Origin of the sequence: Intrasporangium sp. (assembly GCF_032907665.1) — a bacterium.
Classification (GTDB): domain Bacteria; phylum Actinomycetota; class Actinomycetes; order Actinomycetales; family Dermatophilaceae; genus Intrasporangium.
On sequence record NZ_JAJJPG010000111.1, the window covers coordinates 10,615 to 11,958 of the forward strand.

Here is a 1,344-nt window from a genome sequence, read left to right on the forward strand (position 1 = left end):
CCTCGCGCCCGGGGAGTCCGTCGCCGTCATCGGACCGAACGGCAGCGGCAAGTCCACCCTCCTCGCCGTCCTCGCACGCCATCTCGACCCCGTTTCCGGCCGCTACCTCGCCGCGACACCCACCGGCGAGCACGACGTCCTCGCCGAGCCGCTCGACGCGGCACGTGCGCGGATCGCCGTGGTCGACGACGAGCCGCACGTCTTCGCCACGACGCTGCGCAACAACCTCACGCTCGCCCGCCCCGGCGCCAGCGACGAAGCCGTGCTCAGAGCCCTCGATCGTGCCGGTCTCGGCCGTCTGGTCTCGAGCCTCCCCAACGGCCTCGACACGATCCTCGGGGCGGGCGGCCGCGGGCTCTCCGGAGGCGAGCGGGCGCGGCTCGCCGTCGCCAGGGCTCACCTCAGCGGCCGTCCGGTCATCGCCCTCGACGAGCCGGTTGCCCACCTCGACCCTCCGACCGCCCACAGCGTCCTCACCGACCTGCTCGGGCGCGACGACGACACCGAGGACGGCGTGGACGGGCCCGCACCCACCGTCGTCCTCGTCACCCATCGCCCCGACGGGCTCGAGCTCGTCGACCACGTTTTCACCGTCAGCAACCCGCACAGGTAGATTGGAGCCACCATGGCCAGCAAACCACGCACCCGACTCGGTGACCTCGAGCGTGCCGTCATGGAGCACCTCTGGGCTGCCGTCGACGCGCGCCCCGAGGGCCTCACGGTGCGCGACGTCCACGACGCGATCGGCGTCGAGCGGGGCCTCGCCTACACCACCCTGATGACGGTCCTCGACCGCATGGCGAAGAAGGGGCTCGTCACCCGTGAGCGGGACGGGAGGGCGTGGCGTTACCTGCCGGCGTCGTCCCGCGACGAGCTGACGTCCGAGGCGCTGCACCACACCCTGGGCGAGCTCGCCGGCACCGAGCGCCGCAGCGCGCTGCTCCGCTTCCTCGACCAGTCGACACCCGAGGAGCTCGACGAGCTCCGGTCTGCCCTGGCCGATCTGGAGTCGCGCGCGGGCAAGCGCAAAACCGGGTAGGTCCTCGAGTCGCCTATGGTCATCGCGGCACTGCTCGCCCTCACGATCGCCCTCACGTGGCCGGTGCCGCGTCTCATGGCCGGGATGACGGCGTTCCGCCGCGCCCCGCGGGCGGCGCTCGTCGTGTGGCAGGCCACGTCGATGGCTGCGGTGCTGGCGGCCCTCTTCGCGGCTCCGGCTGCCCTGCCCTACGTCATCGGGCCGACGGTCGAGCTGGCTGGGCACGCGACCCAGATCGCCGCGGCTGTGACGGTCACCGGACTCATCGCGGGCCGGCTCATCCTCTCCGGGCACCGCGTGGGGAC

Annotated in this window: 2 protein-coding genes and 1 pseudogene; all 3 read left to right on the forward strand. The window is 72.9% G+C overall.

The window, feature by feature from the left end:
• Positions 1-613 (forward strand): ATP-binding cassette domain-containing protein (locus LOY02_RS14730; protein ID WP_317183118.1); only part of this gene is annotated, 613 nt, incomplete at its 5' end.
• A 12-nt stretch (positions 614-625) separates the two neighbouring features.
• Positions 626-1,039, forward strand: a complete 414-nt coding sequence (locus tag LOY02_RS14735) for a BlaI/MecI/CopY family transcriptional regulator (protein ID WP_317183119.1) — start codon at positions 626-628, stop codon at positions 1,037-1,039.
• A 15-nt stretch (positions 1,040-1,054) separates the two neighbouring features.
• Positions 1,055-1,344: pseudogene (locus LOY02_RS14740) on the forward strand (M56 family peptidase); the annotation flags it as partial.

Excerpts from the sequence above, each read along its gene's own strand:
- LOY02_RS14735 (WP_317183119.1), top strand. The coding sequence starts at position 626 with ATGGCCAGCAAACCACGCACCCGACTCGGTGACCTCGAGCGTGCCGTC.